The following is a 21114-nucleotide window of genomic DNA, read 5'->3' as shown; positions in this document are numbered from 1 at the left end:
CCGGAGTTTTTCCGGCTATTTGGCGTCGCGGACCCGATTTTACGGCTTCTAACCGGAGTTTCTCCGGCTATTTGGCGTCGTGGACACGATTTTCCACCTTGTAACCGGAGTTTTTCCGGCTATTTGGCGTCGCGGACCCGATTTTACGGCTTCTAACCGGAGTTTCTCCGGCTATTTGGCGTCGTGGACACGATTTTCCACCTTGTAACCGGAGTTTTTCCGGCTATTTCGCGTCGTGGACACGATTTTCCGCCTTGTAACCGGAGTTTCTCCGGCTCTTTGGCGTCGTGGACACGATTTTCCGCCTTGTAACCGGAGTTTGTCCGGCTATTTGGCGTCGCGGACCCGATTTTCCGCCTTGTAACCGGAGTTTGTCCGGCTATTTGGCGTCGCGGACCCGATTTTCCGCCTTGTAACCGGAGTTTGTCCGGCTATTTGGCGTCGCGGACCCGATTTTCCGCCTTGTAACCGGAGTTTGTCCGGCTATTTCGCGTCGTGGACACGATTTTCCGCCTTGTAACCGGAGTTTCTCCGCCAAAAACAAAAAAAGCATTGCTCCCGGAATGAAAGCAATGCTTGTGCGCGCAATGACAAACGAACGGACGCCCGATCTTGCGATCGCGGCGCGTTTCGCACAACACCCCCCTATCTTCCGTAGGTTTTTCAGTGTTTCAAGTATAAGGCAGGTCTCCTGGCTGCGGAGTCTACACCCGTCAGCGCCTTCCCAACCCGATCAGGTCAGTGGCATGAATGCTGTGGGCTCGTCCGTTACAGTGGCGGGACCGCGCCGGATTTTCACCGGTCTTCCCTATTAAGCCCTGCTGCTAGGCAGGGCACCCTATACGATACAATATGTAGTTGTGATAGAGGTACTATAATACAACATATGGATGTTGTCAATGACATTAAGTTAGATCGTTTCCATTCGCACGCGGGATCCGGCGCCGAGCGGGTCCGCCGCTCTGACGACCAGCTTGCGCGGCAGTCGTGCCTGCAGCTCCGGCACGTGCGAAATGACGCCGACGGAAAAGCGTTCGACATGAAGCCGCTCGAGCGCGGTGACCACATTGTCCAGCAGCTCCGGATCGAGCGTGCCGAACCCTTCGTCAAGGAAGAAAAACTCGAGCGGATATTTGCCGCCCAATTGGATTTGAGCGGACAACGCCAAGGCGAGGCTTAGAGACGTCAGGAACGTTTCGCCGCCCGACAACGTCGATACCGGGCGGCGGATGCCGCCGTTCGCATCGTCGCGGATCACAAAACCGCCGTTCGAATCGACCTCGATCGCGTAACGGCCGCGCGTCAATTGCGCAAGCCGTTCGGAAGCGGCCTGCGTCACGCCGTACAGCTGCTTCTCCGCCAAAAACTCCACGAATGCGTTGCCCCGGAACACAGCCTGCAGCTTGGACAGCTTCCCGTGCAGATCCGCCAGCTGCTCATGCTCCTTCGTCAACCGCATCCACTGCTCGTGCTTCTCCCTCAGTTGAACCGCCGAACGCTCCGCCGCCGCCCGCGCTTCAAGCGCCGCTTCCCGCTCCCGCTTGGCGGACTCGAGCGAATCGGCTGCTTCCTTCCACTCGCCCTCTTCGACCGTCCGGCCTCCAAGGCGCGCCAATACGGCCTCCAGCCGGGCGGTGACGCTCGCGACCGATTCCCGGTAACGGGCAGCCGATTCCGCCAACGCTTGGCGCCTTTCTTCCGGCAGCCGCTTCGACAGGACCTCTTCTTCCGACTCGAACGGACTCGCTTCTAACGACTTCCTCCAGCGGTCCTCGGTTTCCTGCAGCCGTTCTCGCGCGCCTTTCAGCGCCTCGGCTCCGGCCGCAAGCGCCCGGCTTGCGTCTTCCGACGACAACCGCGACTCCTCGGCGGCGGCGCGCAAACCGCGCTCCTGCTCGCGCAACCGTTCAAGCGACGCCTGCAGCTGACGGGCTTGCTCGGAAGGGTCGCCGCCGTCGCCCGCCGCGCGATGCAGCGACTCCCGCTTAAGGGCGAGGGCGCGCGACTCCGCCTCCTCTTGCGCTTGGGCGGAGATGAGCGCTTTATCCTTCTCCGCGAGCTCGCGCTGGAGCGCCTCGAGCTCCGCAGCGATGCCGGCAAGGAACTGCTCGCTTTTATCAAGGCGTTCCCGCAGCTCGCGGGCGGTTTCATCGCGGCGCTCGATGTCGCGCATGCGCTCTTCCAAAGTTTCCGGCGTAAGCCCGGGAAACTCGCGCGCCCACGCTGCCCCAAGAGAGGCCGCGTCAGATTCGAGCGCGTTCGCTTTAAAGACGGCCGTATCCTTCACGCCGCGTTCGGCCGCGAGCGCGGCGGACGCGTCCCGGAGGCGGCTCCTGCACGCCTCCCATTGTTGAAGCGCCGGCCCAATTTCCGCCGCAATGCCGCGGATATGCTCCGACGCTTCAGCCACTGCCGTACGGCGCTGCTCGAACGCCTCGGATAGTGCGCCCGCATCCGCCACGTCCAATGCGGCTGCCGCTTCATCAACCGCGCTGCTTTCCCGCTCCGTATCGTTCTGCACCCCTAAAGCGGCGAAAAGCCGGTCCAACCCGTTCCCTGCGGCTGCCGCTTCCCTGCTCACGAGCGCCGACAAGCTGCGAACGCCGGTCAACAGCTTCTCAAGCGATTGCAGCCGCTCCCGATTCTCTTGACCTCGCTTATGCTCCTCATCACCGGCGGAGGACTCGATCCCGGGGTGATGAGTCGAACCGCACACGGGACAGCTCTCCCCGGGAACGAGACTCTGGGCCAATGTTAGCGCCAGCGCCTTGCGTTCGCCGGCGGCGATGTCCGCGCGCGCGGAATCAATCGCTTCCGGAAGAGTTCTTTCCCATCCCGCAACGATCGTGTCGGTTTCGCGCAATTCGGCGGCGTACCGTCCCAGCGAATCCTGAAGCGGCAGCAGCCTGCGCAAGTACCCGTCGGCCTGTTCCTCCAACCGGAGAACTTCCGCTTCGCGGCCGGCAACGGTTTTCGCGTACGCGTCAGCCTCCGCCCGGGCCGCTTGCGCCGCTTTAACAGCGGCAGCCCAAGCGCTGCGCGCACTTTCGGCGGAAGCAACGCTACGCCGCTCGTCCGCGGACACGTCGCAGCCTACAAACTCTTTCCTCAGCTCGTTCTGTTTAGTCAACGCTTTCGTCCGCAGCGTCGTCTTCTTCTCCAGCGCTTCTGCGCACGCATCGCGTTCCATAAGCGCCTTCTCCCGGGCGGCTGCCCAAGACAGCGCCGATTGTTCCCCGGCGCGCACTTGTTCCGACAGCTCAATCGCCTGACGCAGCTGCTCCAGCCGGACAAGCGCAGGCGCCTCTCCTTCGGCGAGCCGAAGCTCGGCGGCGCGGTGTTCCTCTCGCAGCGCCGCATAACGATCGGCGGCCTCCTTGAAAGCCGCTTCCAACCGGCGGCATTCCGCCTCCAATCGCTGCGCCCGATTCGACGCTTCCCGGCGTTCATCAGCCATCGGAACAAGCCTGTCCGCAGCTGCAGCGTCTGCTAGCGCGGCCTCCATAGCCGCAGCTTCCTCTTCACGGGACGACAAGGACGTCCGTTCCGCCTCCAGCGCCCGCGCTTCCCCTTGCCATTCCCAAAGCCGCGCCGTCTCGGCGTGCTTCGCCTCGATCGCCCGCAGCCGTTCGAGGCTGGCCTGCTCCGACAAGGACGCATCGGCCAGCTCCTTCTCGGCGGCCGCCACAGCTTGCGGCGAGGCGTCGCCAAGCCCCTGCAGCTCCGCCGCGGTTTCCCTCATCCGCGACTCTACGCCGCGCACCCGTCCGGCGAGACGTCCGGCAAGCTCGTCGCCATACCGCTCCAACCGGAACAGTCGCTGCAGCATTTCGCGCCGTTCCCGCCCCTTCAGACCTAAAAATTCGGAAAACTTCCCTTGAGGCAGCACAACGGCCCGGGTAAAGTCGGTCATGGATAAGCCGATGAGCTTCTCCACCATCGAAGTGACTTCTCCGGATTTATCCGCCAACACAACATCTTCCGAACCGGCCTCAACCCCGACTTCCGTGAGCCGGCTGAGTCGCTGTTCTACGGAACCGTCCGTCTTGCGGCGGTACGTACGTTCCACCCGGTACGTTCTGCGCCTCGTACCTTCCGCCAGTTCGAACTCGAAAGACACGGACAGCGCATCCTCCATCGCGTTCATAATTCCTTGAATGCTGTTTCCGGCGCGTTCCACAGAACCGTACATTGCGAGGGTGATCGCATCAAGGATCGTCGACTTCCCGCTGCCCGTCGGACCGAATATGCCGAACACGCCCGCTTCGCACAATGCCGAAAAATCGATGCGCTGCGCTTCCCGGTAGCTTTGCAGGCCGGCAAGCGTCAATGTAACAGGTTTCATGCCGGCTCCGCCTCCCCATCCTCGCGAACGAGGTCCAAAAATAAGCTCACGAGCTCGTCCCCCGCTTCCGCTCCGCCCGTCTGGCGCGAGTAGAACCTGCGAAACAGCTCGTCGATCGGCAATCCCGCTTCCGAACGCAGCGCAATCTCTTCTTTATTCATCGCATACACCGGGCGAATAAGCACCAAGCCTTCATGAGCGCGGCGCAGCCCTTGAATGTCTTCCATCGACAACGCCTCGGTCAAGTGCAGCTCCAAATCGATCCACGCCCGGGCGTCCTTCCCTTCATCCAGCCACGCGCGCACTTGAGCCAACCCTTCCTTCGCTTCCCAGCGCACCAACGGCCTGCCTGACGACAACGGCACGTCTTCGAGAACAACCGAAGAACGGTTCCCGGGCGACACTTCCACAATCGTCACCGACTTCGCCTGCCCGCGCTCCGAGAAAGAAAACGCGATCGGCGATCCGGAGTAACGCACGATCGGCGCGCCTTCTTCACGAACGCCTACCATCTGCGCGCGATGCAAATGGCCGAGCGCCACATAATGCGCAGCCGTACCGAACGCGGACGGGTGTACCGTATACGCTCCGCCGACTTGGATCGGCCGCTCCGAATCCGACTCGTATCCGCCGAGCGCATACAGATGGCTCATCACCACATTGACCGTATCGGGCGCAAAGCGCTCGGCCGTCGCTTCCTTGACCAATTCCGCTATCCTCTCCGAGTACGCCCTCTGCAAAGCTTCCTCATTCGCTTGGACGCTTAGCACTTCGCGAAGCCGCGCCTCCGAGGGATACGGAAGCGCGTAAACGACGGCGCGTTCCCCCGTACGTTCGACGCCAAACTCGACCGTCTTCACCGTCGGAGAGCCGGCAAGCGTGATGCCGTGCCGCCGCGCGAGCGGTCCTGAAGCGCTCAGCCGGTCCGGATGGTCATGGTTGCCAGCAATGGCGATGACAGGCCTGGCGCCGCCTTTGGACAACATGGTCAGCGCTTCATAAAACAACGTCTCCGCATCGGCCGGCGGATTGACGGAATCGTACACGTCTCCGGCAATCAAAACAGCATCGACGCAAGCTTCGTCCGCGACGCGAACCAGCTCCTCCACGAACGCCGCATGTTCCTCAAAACGGCTTCTCCCCTCGAGCGTCCGTCCGAAATGCCAGTCCGCCGTATGTAATAACCGCATCCTTTTCTCCCCGCCTCTCAACAGAAACTCTACAATTTCAACAGGCGGCCGCCGTCGAAGAAATACAAATATTTCGCCAAAACGTTCCTGCCAAGCGACATGCTGACCGCCTCCGCATACACCTGCAGCTGCAGCCTGTAACGCTCCTGCAGTTGTTCCAGGCGGTTTTCCCAAACTCTATCCGTCTTATAATCAATGAGAACGAACCCGCCGTCCTCTTCAAATAAACAATCGATCACGCCCTGCACAAGCACCGGCTCCCGGGCGGTCTCCGTATCGAGGATGAATCCGCCCGCTTCATGTCCATATACGATGGACGCGGGAAGCCCTACGCTGAACGGCAGCTCGCGATACACCCTATTCGAGCGCAGCAGCCGCTCCCCCGCCTCGGTCTCGATAAACCGGCAGACGGCCTCGGGATCGATCGACTCCCGCTGCTCCGCGGTAAGCAATTCGCGCATGACCAAATCGGAAAGGAATGCATCCACATCCCCTGACGATAAACCGGCGCGCAGCGGCAAATGCTGCATCACGCAATGGTAGGCAACCCCCCGTTCGACCGGAGTCAACCCTCTGCGTTCCAAAAATCTCGGCCGCCGGGCCGGAACCGCGCTTATTCGCGCCATCGCGGCAGGATGGGAGATATCCGTATCATCTTCTTCCATCCTGCGTTTCCACTCCGTGACGGATGTCTTTGCGTACAGCGCGGCCGCCGCGGGCCGATCGTAACGCCAGCCCAACCTTCTGGCAACGTCGGTATCACTCGCCGTCCAATCGTCCGGAACGGGCAGCCCTTGGCGGATAGCATTGTCGATCCACTGTTCGGTCTTCTCGCGCGCGACGGCGGCCTCAGCGAGCGATTCGGGCAGCACCGCGGCAAGACGGAACCGGGAACCGTCCCGAATTTCCGAGCCTTCTACGGCGATGCCGAATCTTGATCTTAGCTCCTCAGAGGCCGGGTGGCGCAGCAATGCGGGAATGAGCCAGTCCAAATACGAAGAAGCTCTTGCGACGGCGTAAGCCGGAAGTGTCGGGCCATCTTCGGCTGCCGCGGTCCCCCATGCTTCCATTCGCTTGCCCAATCCTTTGGCCGACCCGACGAGAATGAGCTTCTCTTTCGCCCTCGTCAGCGCAACGTACAGCACCCGCATCTCTTCCGCCAACGCCTCCGCGCGCAGCCTCCTGCGAATCGCAAGTTGGGGCAGCGTCGGATATGCGACGCCTAATTCCGCATCGACAAACCGGGGGCCGAAGCCCAATTCTTTATGGATGAGGAACGGTTCGCGCTCGTCGCTGCGGTTAAACGACTTGCCCAATCCCGCAACAAAGACAACGGGAAATTCAAGCCCTTTGCTCTTATGAATCGACATGATGCGCACGACGTCTTCCGTCTCTCCGAGCGCCGGCGCGGCCCCCAGGTCCGCCCCGGAATCGCGCAGGCGCTCGATGAAGCGCAAGAACCGGAACAGCCCTCGGAAGCTTGTCGCTTCATACTGCCGCGTCCGGTCGTAAAGCGCGCGCAAATTCGCCTGCCGTTGGGCGCCGCCAGGCAGTCCGCCCACGAAATCCGCATAACCCGTCTCCCGGTATATGCGCAATATCAGATCGGCGAGCGTTCCTTGCCGGGCAGCCGTCCGCCACGGCTCCAGCGTCGTCAGGAACCGCGCGGCTTTATCCCTCAGCGCAGCCGCCGTTTCATCCGCGGGTTCCCGCAGCGCGGCGACGGCGCCGACCGAATCGTACAAGCTGCCTTCCTTGCCGCCGATAATCCGGATTTTCCCAAGCTCCTCCGCCGAAAAGCCGAACATCGGGGATCGAAGCGTTGCGGCAAGCGGAATGTCCTGCAGAGGATTGTCGATCGTCTGCAGCACCGAAATTACGGTTTCGACTTCCAGCGCTTGAAAGTACCCTCCGCCAAGCTCCGCATACGCGGGCACGCCGTACTGGCGCAGCCCTTCCAAGAACGCAGGCGCCCACGATTTATCGGCGCGCAGCAGGATGACGATATCCCGAAACATGAGGTCCCGCGTTCCGCCTGCCGACTTATCGAACACCTGCATCGGCGGAAGCCCGGTGCGTCCCATCAGGCGCGCGACCGTCTGCCCGATGACGCGCGCTTCCATGTCGGCCGCGTTCCAATCGGCTGTTCCATCGGCTTCGTCCGCCGTGTTGTCATCGCCGTCCTCCTCCGAGTCCGCTCGGTCATAATTGCGACCCCCGCCTTGATCCGTCTCCGGAGAGCGGTCGATCAGCACGAGATCGGCTGACAAATCGTGGATGGGGTCACCTTCCGGATACGATGCGCCGCAAACGAGCTCCGCCCGTTCGTCATAATCCAGCTCGGCTGCCGTTTCGTGCATCGTCTGGCGAAACACGAAATTAACGGCGTCAACCACTTCGCGCCGGCTGCGGAAATTTCGCGCCAAGTCGATCCTGACTCCTGCCGCCGGCGTTCCGCGATCGTCTTTTTCCGTTCCGTACGTCTTGTATTTATGTAAAAAAAGTCCCGGCTCGGCCAAACGGAACCGGTAAATGCTCTGTTTCACGTCGCCGACCATGAACCGGTTCCCCGCGCGGGTTTCCTCCGGTGTGTCGCCCCGCGATACGAGCCGCAATATCGTCTCTTGTACGGCGTTCGTATCCTGATATTCATCGACGTATACTTCGACAAACTGCTCCCGGTAAGCGAGCGCCGCTTCCGTCGGGACCAACCGGTCCGGAGTCGACGCGGGATCCCGCAGCACCTGCAGGCACGCATGCTCCAAATCCGTGAAATCGACGAGACCTTTCTCCGCTTTCCGCTCCCGGTACGCTTCTCCGAAACGCATCGTCAGACGGACGAGCTCGTCCATCATCGGAGCAAGCGCCGCCAGCTCCTTCGCGTACTCTTCCAGCGTTCTCGTTAGGAGCTGGTCTTTCAGCGCGGCCAGCCTTTCCTTGGCTTCCTGCCGCAGCGATTTCACCCGCTCGAGCAGCAGCGCGTCTACGTCCCCACGCTGAGGCTTCAGGCGGCCGAACGCCGAGGCATCAACCCCTTCCGCCACCGCTTGCTGAAGACCGTGCCATCCGCCCGCTTCCAGCGCATGCAGCAGCTTCTCGACGCCGGTCATATCGTCCTGCAAATTTTCCGCGTACGCGCCTGGTCCCGCAGGCCGCTGCGAAAGCGTCTTCGCTCTTCGCAGCGCCGCTGCGACGCCTTCCAGTTCAAGACGCACATCCTTCTCCAAACTGGCGAGCCACGGATGGCCGGGCGGCAAATCGCCTTCGCTTTCCACGCGAAACGCCTGAACCGCCTCCTCAAGCCAAAGCTCCGGAAACGGATGGCTGCGGGAAAAATCGAACAGCCGCTCCGTTAACCGGTACAGCGCCTCGTCGCCCCGTTCGCCTCCGAACCGTTCGGACAGCTGCCAGAACGCGCTTCCTTCCTCGCTCCCGCCATACGCCTCTTCAAATACGGCTTCCAGCGCTTCCTGCCGGAGCAACGCCGCTTCCGTCTCGTTGGCGATGCGAAACGCCGGATCCAATTCGGTGAGGTGAGCGTAACGCCTTACCACCTCTAGGCAAAAGGAATGAAGCGTCGTGATCGACGCCCGTCCGACGAGCGCCAGCTGTCTTCTCAGGTGGCGGGATCCGGGCCGGGACGACAGCGCCTTGTCCAGCGCGTCCCTCAGCCGGTGCCTCATCTCCGCCGCCGCCGCATTCGTGAACGTCGCTACGAGCAGCCGGTCGATGTCGATGGGCGATTCCTCGTCGGCGACCGTCCGGATAATCCGCTCCACAAGAACCGCTGTCTTGCCTGAGCCGGCCGCCGCGGCGACGAGCAGGTGACTTCCCCGTTCCGTTATGGCACGCCACTGCTCGTCCGTCCATGTCGCATTCGCGGGTTTTGGCGGAGGCCCATTGTGACCTTGTTGCGTTTCCATCATGGGCGCTCATCCTCCTTACCCAGACGTTCCCATACCTCATCATCCGATAACGGCTGCAAGCTCCGATACTCGCTGCCTTCCAAGTCGGCGTCGAAACCGCAGACCGGCTTTAGTTTGCAGAAGGTGCAAGCCGTCTCCGCTCCTCTGCGGTACGGGGCTGCTTGTACGATTCCGCTGCTTACGCCGGTTCCGAGTTCCGCCATCTTCTCCCGGACGAACGCGCGAAGCAGCTCCAAGCTCTGCGCGTCCGCCGCCGAAGAGCGCTTCGACAACGTGCCGTCCGTCTTCCACTCCAGCGGAACGACAGGGGAATGTCCTTTATCGGTTCCCGTATCCATTAAGCGGGCCGCGACTTCCTCGTTCAGAAGCAGCCCTTTCATCTTAAACTTCCGAAACTGCTCGTACTCCGCACGTTCGCGTTCCGCCGCGTTATTCCGCGCAAGCGTCGGCCGGTGCACATGGAAATACAGAGCGCCGGCCGGTTCGGCCGGAGCTCCGAGCAGCAGGTTGGCGTGCCGCGCTGCCGCGTCCAAGTAAGCGAGCAATTGCAATGACAATCCGTAATATACGTCCTCCAGCTTCAATCGATGCTGGCGCGATTTATAGTCGATCACCCGCATGTACCATCCGCTCTCGCGTTGCGCGCCGTCGATCCGGTCGATCCTGCCCGACAATTCCATCACAACGCCGTTAGGCAGCTGGAACGTCAAAGGCGGGATCGCGCCGTCCGGACCGAATTCGAGCTCAGCGGCCGCTTGGCGGAAGCCGCTGCGAACCGCTTGCTCGCGAAGTATCGAAGCGGTACGGCCGACCACGTTCTTCAGCTTGCGAGTAATGTACCTGTGGCGGTTCGAGCTGAACAATATTTCCGCCATCAGCCTCGGCGCCAGCTCTTCCACCGTCATATACGCGCGTTCGATGCATTCGGAGTAAGACATATCGGCCCATGTCCGCCCCTCTTCCGCAAGCCGCTTCGCCAGCAAACTAAGAGACGCGTGGTATAACTGGCCGATATCGGGCGCCTCCAACCTGTACATGCGCCGCTCTTTCAGACGCAAGCCGTATGCCGCGAAGTGGGAAAACGGACAAGCGGCGAACCGTTCGAGGCGCGAGACGCTGGACCGCAGCACGGCGCCGTACAATCCGCGGGCCGTGGCTTCCGACAAGTTCGAGTCACGGTTGGAATAAAACAGCGACGGCGTCAGATCGCGCAGCCGGTCCCGCCAAACGTCATGCTCGCTAAGCCAGTTGTATACGGCCCACCAAACGCCGGACACGGCTTCTCCCCGCTTCCAACGCCTGAGCTGCGGAAGCAGCTCGGATATGGCCCGCTCCGGTCCCGTGAGCAGCGCGGCCGTCTCCTCGTCGCTTAGCCCGGCCGGAGGTTCGCCCGCTGCGAACCGTTCGGCGATCCCCGGCGCAAGCTGCTTAATCACGCGGACATATTCCGACGGCAGAAGCGTCTTCCCCTCCGGGTCGGCCAAGGAATAGCTCACCCATAATCCGTCGGAAGGCAGGGCGATTGCACAGTACAGCAGGTAGCGCTCGTCCAACAATCGCCGCCTTGCGTCAGGCGCGATGCGCAGGCCGCGGTCGAGCAGCTTTTCGCGCTCCGTCTCGGTAATGGCGCCGTTTTCCTTCGGACGCATCGGAATGACGCCGTCGTTCACCCCGAGTAAAAACAACCGTTTGACTCCGAAGGTTCGCGTGCGGTCCAAGCTACCCGCCAACACTCCGTCCAACGCCGGGGGTACGAGCCCCATGCGTATGCTTTCCAAGCCAGCGCCAAGCATGCCTGCGAACAATTCGGTATCGGCCGGCTCGTCGCCGACTAGCTCGGCCAACTGGTCAAGCGTGTCGATAACGCGGTCCCATAGTTGATCGTGCTCCCTTGCAAGTTCCGGCTGTCCGTTGTTTTCCGCAGCCTCGCGCCATGCTTCGAGTTTGGCCGGAACGCCGCACTCCTCCAGCAGCAAATATAACGCTTCCGCTTGATCTCGCATCGTGGCGGCCTTCCCCAGCCGCTCTTCCAGACGGCGAAGCGGAGCCGCCACGAGCGTGCGGGACCGGTGCAGCTCTTCCTCTTCTTTCAATAGTTGTTGGCCGCGCCGCTCCTGCTCTTCTTCATCCTCAAGCGATGCCATTGCAATGATTTTCCACCTTGCGTTCTCCGTCCAACGCCCGCCGCGGATGCCGTACTCCAGCACATAATTCTCCAGCTTGTCCATCGCATACCGGGCAATTGAATCGTAAGGGTACGCATCTTTCGGCAGCAATAAATCAGTCTTGACGCAGCGAAAGACGGAGTCGTAGCTCCAACGGCTTTGCACAACCTCGAGAGCGGAACGGATGAGCTCGCACAGCGGGTGATGAAGAACGGCGCGCTTTTGATCCAAGAAATAAGGAATGCCGTAGTCGGCGAACACCGACGACAGCACATCGGCGTACCGTTCCCAATCTCTGACGAACACCGCCACGTCCCGCCACCGGTACCCTTCCTCCGCCGCAAGCCGCACGATTTCTCTCGCCGCCGCTTCCGTTTCGGCGCGCGGGTGAGCCGCCGCACACAATTTCGCTGCGGGCACGGCGCCGCCGACAGGCAATGCCCGCCCCTTGACGGCTTCTCCCGTTTCCCTTTGCACGAAACCGTGAATAAGCGCAGCCAGCTGCGGGTTATCCTTATGGCGCCATTCGTCCGCTTCATGCGCAAGCAAGACGGTCTCCCGCACTTCTGCGTACTCTTCCTGCGCAGCCCGCTTCAATTGCAGCAGCGTTGACGCCGTCGGATGGAACAGGTGCAGCTCGTCCGGTTCCTCCCATTCGTCGTAATCACGGTCCAGGCAAAGCGTTACGGTAACTTCCGCCGCATGCCGGAATAACCGCTGCAGCACGTTCAGTTCAGAAGGGGTGAACCCGTGAAATCCGTCCACCCAAATTCGGGCGTTCTTTATGTATGTAGATTGCGGTATCATATCGGCCAGCATCGAAAGATAGTCTTCCGAATCGACGTACTTGCCGCTAAGCTCGTTCTCCAAATCTGCGAACAACATGGATAAATCGGACAGCTTGTCCTTCAAGATATGCAAACCGCCTTCGCCGTCCTCCTTCTCCGCGAACGTCCGCAGCGTCTTGGAATCCACGCGGTATCTTTTGCATTCCGCCAACCATTCTTGGACCGCGTCGATCCATCCTTGGCCCCCGGCCAAGCGGCGAAACGCGCGAAGCTCCTTTTGCCGTCTTCGCGCTATTTTGTACAGAAGCATCTTTATTCCCGTATCGTCGATATGTATGCGGGCCGCTCCGCCCACTTCCTGCATGACGCGAAAGGCGAGCCTGCGAAAGCTGAAGCTTTGCGCGCGAACCGTCCCTCCTACTTCCGCCGCGAACACACGGTCCGCCGCTTGCGTCATCTGCTCGGGAACGAGCAGCACGAGGGGAGGTCCGTCCGGCGACGCGCGCAATTCCCCTCCGATTTCGTCAAAGCAGCGGCGGCTTTTCCCCGTGCCCGCTTCCCCGATCATCCATCGAACCGCCAAAGTCAGGCCCCCTTACTCGTGATAGAACACTACCGTGACAACCTCACGGTTGTCTTCTTACCGCTCTTCTCCCGTTTTTTCCAACTTACCACCCGGCGGCATTCCTGGCAACGTTCATTTTTTTCCGCCCAATGGGTACCGTCTACACCTATTGTGATAATAGCGATAAAGTTGTATATTACTTATATAACATTTTCATTAATCACTATGAATGATAGTTCTAGTATTCCAATATGCGAATGTATGTTCTATTATAATATGAAAAGCTTCAATCGATCAACTCAATGAAACAAAGTATACAAATTTCACATTTCAAACGAGGAGGGAAGGCGCGTCCTTTCCGTCTATAGTGTACGGAGAATTGCGCCATGCAGATGAGACTAGACATATCGGAAAATGCACTGCCGGTGTACGAGGCGCTAGCAAGCAACGTTCGGCTCCAGATCATTCAACTGTTGGCGAAAGAACCGATGAACATTAAAGAAATTGCGGAAGCCGTCGGGTTGAGCAGCGCAATCATGACCATGCACATCAAGAAATTGGAAAAAGCGGGCATCATCCGCACGGAGATGGTTCCGGGCAAAGGCGGAGTGCAAAAAATTTGCATGCTTTGCGTCGATAAAATGGAAATCGACTTTCCGACGAAACAAGAATCGAAACGAGAGTTTCATCGAACCGAATTATCGGTAGGACATTACACCGACTTCGAGATCTACCCGACTTGCGGTTTAGCCACAACGTGGAAAATTATCGGAGAGTTGGACGAACCGAGGTATTTTTGGGATGCCGATAGAGTAAACGCCAAAATTTTGTGGTTCGGCAAAGGATATATTGAATATAAGGTGCCGAACTTTCTATTATCCAGCCAAACTCCTCAAGAGTTGGTCATTTCGATGGAGCTTTCATCCGAAGCCCCTTCCACAAACAATAATTGGCCGTCGGACATCACGTTTTCCCTTAATCACGTGGAACTGGGCACCTGGACTAGCCCGGGCGATTTCGGGGATACCCGCGGCAATTACACCCCCGGATGGTGGCCGAGGGAAATCAACCAGTACGGGCTGCTCAAGTATCTTCGAATTACTCCGGAAGGAACATATATGGACGGCAACAAGATTTCAGGCGTGACGCTCGCCGACATTGAAATCCAAAGAAAGCAATGGACTTTCCGGATCGCGTGCATGGACGATGCGAAGCATATCGGCGGCGTCACCTTATTCGGGACCGGATTCGGAAATTACAATCAAGATATTGTGTTTCAGCTGTATTACTCCGCAAGCGTTCAACCGATGCCTCTGGCAAACGCGCCACAGTAATGATGCTAACGCTGAAACCCGCGTATGCAGCGGTACTTTCTGCCGCTCTTTCTGATGATAAGAAGAAAAAAGCCTCCGACACACCGGTGCCGGAGGTTTCATTCATTTAAAAGAGAATTCGTATTGCCCGCTTACGTGCTGCTGCAGTATTTGTTTCGCTTTCTGTATATCATCCTTATGAATTTCGATAATGATCCTTACTTCGAACGGCTCGGACGAGGTGTTATTTACAATATCGGCGTTATGGTTGGAGCGCAGCGGCGCATTGCGCATCCGGCAACGGATACCGTTATCTTTCAATAACGAATATTGGTCCGATGCCTGTTCCGTCAACTCCATTCCATCAAAAACGACTGTCCAAACCTTCGCACGTCTCCAATATACGAAGCCCAGCAGCACAACAGCAAATATCACAGCGACTAGAAAACCATTCATGAAGCAACACTCCTTTGCAGAATTTGCTTTTTGTTTGGTTTTTCTCACCCTGATGATACCAAATAATTGTTATTAAATTATGATCGATTGATGAACTTTATTTTAACGTTTCGGCCTCATCATTTACGATTATATTTGCATGGCTTTCAAATTCACCTCAGATCATCCATCGTGAACAGAGAAAACATTTGTAATCCCGCGCTTTCAAGATTGTCTCTGCCCGACGGTTCCCTCTCGATTACGCATAACACATTTTTAACGCGTCCTCCGTATGCTTTCAAGTCGTCCGAGCTCAACAATATTTGACCGCCTGTAGTGACGACATCCTCAACAATACATACATTTTTGCCTTGAATTTCTGCGCCTTCCGCCAGTTTGCGAGTACCGTATTCTTTAGCTTTTTTTCTCACAAAAACAACCGGAATGCCTGTCTTTAGCGATAATGCGGTTGCTATGGGGATGCCTCCCATTTCAAGACCTGCGAGTATTTCCGTACCCTGTGGAATCAATTTGGATAAATGCTCGGCAATTTCACTCAACAGAGTTGGATTTGATTCGAACAAATATTTATCAAAATATTCGTTCGAAACTTTTCCGGACCTTAGTGTGAAACGACCTGCTAAATGTGACGTCTTATAGATCTCGTTGGCTAAAGCGGCCTTTTCCATAGTGCACCCCAAAGTTTTTCTTCTGAGTTTACCATATACTGCTATTCACTACCGCAATAAATTACATTTGCTTTCATCCATCCGGAAATAGTGGAAGCGGTCTCTTCAATAAAGGCGCCTGCATTTGAATCGTCCAAGTATTGATTTTCAATCAACAGCTCGTTCCCTGGTGTATGTAACCATATAAAAGCATGACGTCTCCAGTGATCCAGTTCATCCAAGTTGTATAAATCGCTTAATATATAAAGAGCAGAGTCAGTAACTTGCTCTTCCACAACATCTCGCCATGGAACCGTTCGTTTAAGGTGGAAATCATACTTATTTTCTTCATCCCACAAAGTCTTCAAAACCCGTTTATCTGAACCGCTCAGTTCATGCTTATACTTAACCCATAGGTCGTCTGCAATAATGTGGCTGACATACCCGAGAAGGAACATTTTAAATCCGTCGTCTTTACTATCATTTACCTTAGTGTAATAAAAATCAACTAATCCAGACCAATCAGGGCATTCACCCCTGCTGTGATGCAAGTGGGACTTTGCCTTTGAGATCTTATCGTTCCTTAGCTGAACAGCGTCGGGAGCAATGCTTCCGAGCAGGAATTCATTGCAGGGATTGCCTTCAAACATTTCGTAAGCTATCGAGAAATGTACCATAGGCCATGGCATATGACCGATCCTCCCCGTTTTTTGCGGCATACCTTATTTTACCAGGGGCTAAACATCAAAATAATAGATTTTTCGAACATATCAATCTAATTGATGGATAATCCTCATCGTTTCTCGCTGTTGTTCGTCTTCATCCGTTACGTTTTTGGAAATCAATCATGAAATCGGCAAGCGCTCTGCACGACTCGACGGAAACCGCATTATATGCCGAAGCGCGCAAGCCTCCGACACTGCGATGGCCGGCCAATCCGTCAAAGCCGTTGCGCTCGGACTCCTGCACAAAACGCTTCTCCAGTTCCACATCCGACATTCGCCACGTGATATTCATCAATGAACGGTAAGGTTTCTCGATAAAGCCTCGGTAGAAACCGCCGCTGACATCAATGACGTCATAGAGCAGGTTAGCTTTCTCGATATTGCGCTTCTCCAGTTCGGCAACGCCCCCCTGCCGCTTGACCCATTCTAGCACCAACTTCATCATATAGACCGAATGAACCGGAGGGGTATTATAAAGCGAGTTATGCTGAACAAAGGTGCTGTATCTAAATATCGCCGGAATTCGTTCGGGACATTCTTTCAACATTTCCTCTCGAATGACCGCGACGGTCACTCCGGCACAGCCAAGATTTTTTTGAGCGGATGCGTAGAACATTGAAAACTTAGTATAGTCGAATCTGCGGCTTAATATATCGCTTGTCATGTCGCCGATCAGAGGTACCTGGCCGGTGGCGGGTAATGCCCGAAATTGCGAACCCTCGATCGTGTTATTCGTCGTCATATGGACATAGGCGGTATCCGCTCCCAGTTGAACATCATTCAAATCAGGAAGTCTTCTCCAGTTATGTGCTTTGCTGCTGGCGATAATTTCCGCTTTGCCGACCGTTATCGCTTCCATATATGCCTTCTCCGAAAAACTGCCTGACACAATATAGCGCCCAACCGTTCCACTCTTGAGAAAATTGAGCGGCACCAAAGCAAACTGCGTGCTTGCACCGCCACCCATAAATAGAATCCGGTACCCCGGAGGCAGACCTAATATCTCCAAAAGCAACTGTTGCGTCTCTTCGTTAAGACGTTCCACATCTTTGCTGCGGTGCGACATCTCCATTACCGACATACCGCGCCCGCCGTACTCGACAAATTCCTTCTGCGCTTCCTGCAGCACTTCCAGCGGAAGAGCCGCCGGTCCCGGGTTAAAATTGTTGATACGATAAATCATTCCCTCAACCTCCATAAGATTTTTCGGAAAACAAAAAAACGCCCTTCGTCCGTTTGGGACGAGGAGCGTTGACTCGCGGTGCCACCCAACTTGATCGAATTTGTTTGCACTATTCGATCCTCTTGGTTCCGCGATAACGGGCGGATCCGGCTGACTTAGGATACATCCATGGAAGGATGATCTTGACGAAAACGCCTCCGAGTTGGATGCTCATCATTGGCATGGTCCGGTTCTGTGATTGTTGTTAACATTATACTTGTCATTTGGTTAATGTCAATCATAACTACAACTAAAAAAATACGTGGAGTGAGAATAATGAAACCAATAATACTAGCCATTGCCGTCTTTCATGTAAAAGGTACGGGCAGATCCAGCAATTCCAATGGGGAGGAAACGCTTTACACCAAAATCGAAGTTACCCATTCGGCCTGCAATCTCTCGTTGCTGCCCGGATGAAATTTGGAAATTGCGGGAAAATATAAGCTAATCAAAATAGTGGAGGAGGCTTCTCTCATATGCAATTCGATATTTCTACAGTGAACAGAGTAGCCAAAGAAATCGAGGAATCGGGCCGCCGGATGCAGGCTGTTGTCAACTCACCGAACGAGCTTGCCGCGGAAATTCAAAAAATTCAAAGCTCGCTGGACAGCATCCAGTCGTTGACTCAAGCCGGGCGCGCGGCTGGCGCGAACGTCAACACGGAGCAGCATGCGCCGAATCAAAATCAAAGCTGACGGAAAAATCCTCCCGTTAAGGAGGATTAATAATGACTTTATACATTAATTCGGTCACAGGATAATGACATTCACGAGTTCTCATTACTAGCCCTATTCTAAGTGTCCTGACCTTACGACGCCACGGCGCGATCCCTGCCCAAATTTTTCGCGGTGTAAAGATTTTTGTCCGCAAGCCCTAACAGCGCGGATCTTGTGAACAGATGAGCTTTGGTCGTTGCGATTCCGATGCTGGCGGTGACTGAAAGGCCGGGAGCGATCTGCTCCCAATCGGCGAAGCGGATCAAGCGGCACAGTTCTTCAGCGAATTGCAGCCCCTGGACCGATGTGAATCCGGGGAGAATGACGAGGAATTCCTCTCCGCCAAGACGGGCCGACTTTGCCGGATCGACGGCGGATGCGGTTAAGATTTGCGCGAAATGTATGAGCACCGCATCGCCGGTCTCGTGAGAGAACGTATCGTTGATTAGCTTGAAATGATCCAAATCGATCAATAAAACCGTAAGAGGTTCATTCATCGTTACGGAGTTCCCTATCAAACCGTCGATATGAGCATCGATAAAACGCCGGTTATATAATCCTGTCAACGGATCGCGCAGCGCCATCTCCCGGAAATATTCGCTGTTGCGTCTCGCTTCTTCGGTTTCGAAGACCGCTTGCAGAATGCGCACTCTCACTTCGCGCTCGGTCGAACGAAGCGCTTCCGAATCCGAATGGAAACCGAGATGCTCTTCATAGGCTTCGCGGTATCGTCCCGTCGCCGCATAAAGCTGCGCTTGCTCAACTCTTACCTTTACCCGGAATCCGTCAAATCCGTGAGTTTCGCAAAGCTGCCGGGCTTTATCGATCGTCTCCTGCGCACGGTCATACGCCCCTTGCAGCCGCTGCGCCTCCGCAATCGTCAGCATGCACTCCGGGAGAGAGGTAAGGTCGCCAACCAACTGTTCGGCGGAATCGTCGATAACCGGCTGCAGCGTTCTTTCCGCATCCTCAGGCTTGCCAAGAAGAAGCTCTACTCTCGCTATCGTATCGAGATGGAGAGCAACCAAAGGCACGCCGTGCTTGGCGGCAAGCACCCGAAGCCTGGCCACCAGCGATGCCGCCTCTTTCGCGTCACCGAGCTCGTAGCTGGTGTAAGCCATATTATTTAGCGCATACATCGCGAGGGGTACATGACCGGTCGCCATGGAGATGTCCAGAACTTCATGAAAGCGGCGGCGGGCGTTGTCATACGACCCGGTCGAATCAAGCGCGATGGCCAGCACCATCAGATGATCGGCCCTGATTTGGGGCGGTATATTTCGCGGTGTATGCTCGATTGCGTTGAGGGCAAACTCTAACGCGCTGGAACTGTCGCCGATCCGGTGAAAAAATGCCGAAAGATGCCGGTGGCTGCGCGCCAAGACGTGAGTATTGTTATGTTCAATCGCCCACGCGTTGATCTTGCGCAAGATGCGGCCGCCCTCCGCCATCTGACCGAGACACACCAACACGTTGGCGTGAACAAGTTGCGCTCTTTTCTCCAACTCTTCGATAGCAAGCTCCGCAGAAATATCAAGGGCAAGCCTGGCCGGTTCAACCGCCAGCCGGATGTTCGGATTGTACATCACCTCGAGCTGGTCAAGCAGCTTAACGAACGAAGCCGGGGTTGCTTGTTCCTGCAGCTTGGCGCGCATGTTTTGTTTCCAATCTTCGCTTAGCGGGCGGGAACAATGCGGACAAACTTCATCTTCGCTGACTCCGGGGTGCCAGACGATCTGGAATGTGCATTGAGGACAGCTTTCAATGGATAAGGTCAAATCGTCAACCTCCCCTGAAAGAGATTTGTAATGTCAGAAAGAGTTTAGGAAAGTTGACTACTTCATTCGACGTTTCCCCATACAAATCCTGCATTGCACCGATCACGGTTCGAGGGGCTGTCCTCCGCAAAGGCGAATAGAGTCGATTGTTAAGCGGAACGGTCGAACTTCGTCGACAAACGCCAGCTTTAAGTATACAATAATGTATGTCAGCGTTGGTAAATTTTATATTGTTGGAGTTGATCGTTATCCTTTACGCGCTTGCATTTCTGCTGTCGTTCGCAATCGTTTATTTCTTGATTCCGCCTCTTAGAAAACTGGCTTTTCGGATTGATTTTGTGGACAAGCCCCGTAAAGACGTAGAACGGAAAATTCATCGCGAACCGATTCCGCTTACGGCCAGCTACGCCATATTTGCAGGTTTTGCGGTTACATATCCTCTGATAACTAATGATTTCTCGTTACAGACAGCGGCTATTTTGTTCGGTGCTCTCCTTTTATTAATTATCGGTACGATCGATGACTGGTATAAAACGCGAGGCAAAGACTTTCCTGCGTTGCCGAAACTGATTGTACAAGTGTCGGCAGCGCTGGTGGTCTTCGCTTCAGGTATTGCATTCACAGGCTTTTATAATCCAATTACCGAGCATTATGTGCTTCTGCCGGTCTGGCTGCAGCTTATTCTTACCGTCCTATGGATCTTCGGCGTCACTACTGTGATCAACTTTTCCGATGGAATGGATGGTCTTGCCGGAGGACTTTCGGCTATTTCCGCGGCAACGCTCTTTATAGTAGCCCTGGCCAAAGATCAAAGCAATTCAGCGATCATGGCCATCGTTCTCGTCGGGATCGCATTGGCTTATTTACGGTATAATAAACCGCCAGCGAAAATATTTATGGGAGACGCCGGAGCTACGGTCCTCGGTTTCATTCTAAGCGTCATCGCTTTGGACGGCGTGTTTAAACAGGCAACCGTTTTGTCGCTCTTTATCCCTATTCTCGCCCTCGGTGTGCCTATTTTTGATAACATATTTGTTGTTATAAGACGATTTCTGCAAGGGAAACCGATTTATCAGGCGGATGCAAGCCAAGCACACTATCGGCTGCTTAAGACAGGCATGAAACCGAAGCATGTCGTTGCGTTCCTGTGTCTCATCAGCGTCTGCTTTAGTTTATCTTCGATTATATTGCTGCTAGTGCAAATCTGATAAAAAACCGCCGCCCGTTCACTGTTAAGTGTGAACTGTGACCTTGTTGGTGGACAGTTTGAAGAAAGCC

13 protein-coding genes and 1 riboswitch are annotated in these 21114 nt (G+C 56.1%); of the genes, 4 read left to right on the top strand and 9 right to left on the bottom strand.

The features are described from left to right. Window positions 1-664 precede the first annotated feature (664 nt). Window positions 665-856, bottom strand: a riboswitch (cobalamin riboswitch). A gap of 54 nt (window positions 857-910) precedes the next feature. The 4 genes from JET16_RS18870 to addB are packed head-to-tail and all read right to left on the bottom strand — an operon-like array spanning window position 911 to window position 12997. Further along, window positions 911-4345 carry an AAA family ATPase gene (locus JET16_RS18870; RefSeq protein ID WP_199618695.1) on the bottom strand — a complete coding sequence of 1145 codons (3435 nt, stop codon included), beginning with the start codon at window positions 4343-4345 and terminating at the stop codon, window positions 911-913. Continuing rightward, the gene (locus JET16_RS18865) at window positions 4342-5535 is read right to left on the bottom strand and encodes an exonuclease SbcCD subunit D (RefSeq protein WP_199618692.1); all 1194 of its coding nucleotides are present in this window, start codon (window positions 5533-5535) and stop codon (window positions 4342-4344) included. Before JET16_RS18865 ends, JET16_RS18870 begins: the two co-directional genes overlap by 4 nt. Window positions 5536-5564: 29 nt before the next feature. Continuing rightward, the gene (gene addA, locus JET16_RS18860; protein WP_325176726.1) at window positions 5565-9461 is read right to left on the bottom strand and encodes a helicase-exonuclease AddAB subunit AddA; all 3897 of its coding nucleotides are present in this window, start codon (window positions 9459-9461) and stop codon (window positions 5565-5567) included. Beyond that, complete coding sequence (addB, locus tag JET16_RS18855; protein ID WP_199618688.1) at window positions 9458-12997, bottom strand: helicase-exonuclease AddAB subunit AddB; 3540 nt, start codon at window positions 12995-12997, stop codon at window positions 9458-9460. Before addB ends, addA begins: the two co-directional genes overlap by 4 nt. Window positions 12998-13371: 374 nt before the next feature. On the opposite strand from addB, the gene JET16_RS18850 reads away from it, so the two are divergent. After that, window positions 13372-14313, top strand: a complete 942-nt coding sequence (locus JET16_RS18850) for an ArsR/SmtB family transcription factor (protein WP_199619232.1) — start codon at window positions 13372-13374, stop codon at window positions 14311-14313. Between the two features lie 102 nt (window positions 14314-14415). On the opposite strand, the gene JET16_RS18845 is transcribed toward JET16_RS18850, so the two are convergent. From JET16_RS18845 to serC, 4 genes are all read right to left on the bottom strand, one after another. Continuing rightward, a complete protein-coding gene (locus JET16_RS18845) occupies window positions 14416-14748 on the bottom strand; it encodes a hypothetical protein (RefSeq protein WP_199618685.1) in 333 nt (110 codons plus the stop codon). 152 nt (window positions 14749-14900) lie between these two features. Further along, window positions 14901-15416, bottom strand: coding sequence for an orotate phosphoribosyltransferase (pyrE, locus tag JET16_RS18840; protein ID WP_199618682.1), 516 nt, complete (start codon window positions 15414-15416; stop codon window positions 14901-14903). A 41-nt stretch (window positions 15417-15457) separates the two neighbouring features. Next, the gene (locus tag JET16_RS18835) at window positions 15458-16084 is read right to left on the bottom strand and encodes a zinc dependent phospholipase C family protein (RefSeq protein WP_199618680.1); all 627 of its coding nucleotides are present in this window, start codon (window positions 16082-16084) and stop codon (window positions 15458-15460) included. A gap of 130 nt (window positions 16085-16214) precedes the next feature. Next, window positions 16215-17303 (bottom strand): 3-phosphoserine/phosphohydroxythreonine transaminase, encoded by a 1089-nt coding sequence (serC, locus tag JET16_RS18830; RefSeq protein WP_199618677.1) that lies wholly within the window; start codon window positions 17301-17303, stop codon window positions 16215-16217. A gap of 315 nt (window positions 17304-17618) precedes the next feature. Between serC and JET16_RS18825 the strand changes: the two genes are divergently transcribed. Then, window positions 17619-17759, top strand: coding sequence for a hypothetical protein (locus JET16_RS18825; protein WP_199618667.1), 141 nt, complete (start codon window positions 17619-17621; stop codon window positions 17757-17759). A gap of 59 nt (window positions 17760-17818) precedes the next feature. Beyond that, window positions 17819-18037, top strand: coding sequence for a hypothetical protein (locus JET16_RS18820; protein WP_199618665.1), 219 nt, complete (start codon window positions 17819-17821; stop codon window positions 18035-18037). A gap of 113 nt (window positions 18038-18150) precedes the next feature. On the opposite strand, the gene JET16_RS18815 is transcribed toward JET16_RS18820, so the two are convergent. Then, window positions 18151-19836: a diguanylate cyclase gene (locus JET16_RS18815; protein WP_199618663.1), complete on the bottom strand. Its 1686-nt coding sequence runs from the start codon at window positions 19834-19836 to the stop codon at window positions 18151-18153. Window positions 19837-20042: 206 nt separating this feature from the next. On the opposite strand from JET16_RS18815, the gene JET16_RS18810 reads away from it, so the two are divergent. After that, window positions 20043-21044 (top strand): MraY family glycosyltransferase, encoded by a 1002-nt coding sequence (locus JET16_RS18810; RefSeq protein ID WP_199618654.1) that lies wholly within the window; start codon window positions 20043-20045, stop codon window positions 21042-21044. The last annotated feature ends 70 nt before the right edge of the window (window positions 21045-21114 follow it).

Source organism: Paenibacillus alkalitolerans, from assembly GCF_016482785.1.
Taxonomy (GTDB): Bacteria; Bacillota; Bacilli; order Paenibacillales; family YIM-B00363; genus Paenibacillus_AE; species Paenibacillus_AE alkalitolerans.
Note: the sequence above shows the minus strand (reverse complement) of the source record. Positions and strands in the feature narration are given on the sequence as shown.